Annotated in this window: 1 protein-coding gene; it reads left to right on the top strand. The window is 35.8% G+C overall.

Annotated features, from left to right (window positions below; all coding sequences use genetic code 11):
- The first annotated feature begins 42 nt into the window (after positions 1 to 42).
- Positions 43 to 1614, top strand: coding sequence for an IS1182 family transposase (locus tag D3P13_RS21715; RefSeq protein ID WP_232829269.1), 1572 nt, complete (start codon positions 43 to 45; stop codon positions 1612 to 1614).
- Positions 1615 to 1703: the final 89 nt, after the last annotated feature.

Here is a 1703-nt window from a genome sequence, read left to right as displayed (position 1 = left end):
TGTGCCTGTTGCACAAGTTAGTGATTTTTAGTATCTTGTATTATGCAAGGCAAAAAAAAATATCAAGAAAAACTGTTCACTCAATTTCTGATGAGTGATCGGATTCCCCCCGAGAATTTTTACAGACGTTTAAAGCAAGCATTGGACTTGCATTTCCTTTATGAATTGACGCGTTCTTATTATGGAGAAAGCGGTCAAAAGAGCATTGACCCTACGGTTTTTTTTAAGTTGTGTTTGGTTGGTTATTTAGAGAACATCATCAGCGATCGCCAGTTGATATCTCATTGTAGTTTGCGTATAGATATTTTATATTTTTTAGGCTATGATATTGATGAAGAACTACCATGGCATAGCACCATAAGTCGAACTCGTCAATTGTATCCTGAAGCTATTTTTGAAGAAGTATTTACAAGAGTTTTAATGATGTGTATTGAAAAAGGCATGGTAAGTGGTCATACGCAAGCGATAGATTCTGCTCCAGTCAAGGCGAATGCTTCCATGGATAGTTTAGAACTGAAAGTGCCAGAAGAAGAGTTGGAAGAGCATTTAAAAAAAATCCGTCAACTTAGTGCGATGGATAAGGACAAGCCAATACGTAAAGCTAAAATCAACAAAGCGACCCCATCACAAAAGACTGTATCAGCGAGTAAACAAGAACTGACAGCTATAAAGGGCAGAAACAAAAAATGGTCAAAAGACCAAGACCAACGTCCAGGAGCGGGTAATAAAGGCAGTAAATACACCTCAAACAAAACCCATTATAGTCCAACCGACCCCGATGCAAAAATAAGTGTAAAACCGGGCAAGGCACGAAAGTTAAATTATATGAGCCAATTAAGTGTTGATACTGGGCATCATGTAATTACAGATATTAGAGCGTATATGGCCGATAAGAAAGATAGCCAATACTTGCAAGACATTGTACCAAGATTAAAGAATAGATTAAACAGACAAGGTTTGATATGGAAAAACTGTGTTGCGGACACAGGTTATAGTGATGGAGAAAATTATGCTTTTTTAGAAAAAATAGGTTTAACAAGTTACATACCGCCACATGGCACCTATAAAGGAGGTCCAGAAGGGTTTATTTATAACAAAACTTACGACCATTATGTTTGTCCACACGTCAAGATAGTTCTCTTTAAAAAAGTATTTAATGATTACAGAACCCACACCAAGAAGAAGGAATATAGGATATCATCTAAAATATGTAGGGCCTGTCCAATGAAAAGGCAATGTTTAGGTAAAACGGCACAAGAAAAGAAGTTTTCGGTAACGTATTATAGAGAAGAATATGAACGCAATAACCAACGGGTAAACAGCAAACGAGGACGGTATATGAAATCTAAAAGGCAGAGTACAGTTGAACCCGTCTTTGGTACACTTACCCAATTTATGGGACTCAGAAAAATAAATACCATTGGCATACAACAAGCTAATAAGGTAATGCACCTATCAGCGATCGCCTATAATTTAAAGAAATACCTAAAATTTATCAGTAAAGTTGTAAGAAGTGATGCCAACTCACTTACAACTTATTTAACTCAAAATATTAACAATATATGGGGTGAAATAAGCTGGTATAACCTCTTTAATAATATTGAAATGAGGTAAAAGATAAAATCACAGCCGTTCTTAAAATGGTTGAAATCAAGTCAATTATTGATTTAAAAGAGTGTTTTTACTGCTTGTGCAACGATTAC

Origin of the sequence: Aureibaculum luteum (assembly GCF_003449015.1) — a bacterium.
In the GTDB taxonomy this organism is placed as follows: Bacteria; Bacteroidota; Bacteroidia; order Flavobacteriales; family Flavobacteriaceae; genus Aureibaculum; species Aureibaculum luteum.
Note: the sequence above shows the minus strand (reverse complement) of the source record. Positions and strands in the feature narration are given on the sequence as shown.

What these genes read in the sequence shown, in the direction of transcription:
- D3P13_RS21715 (WP_232829269.1), top strand. Translation starts at nt 43, where the DNA reads ATGCAAGGCAAAAAAAAATATCAAGAAAAACTGTTCACTCAATTTCTG.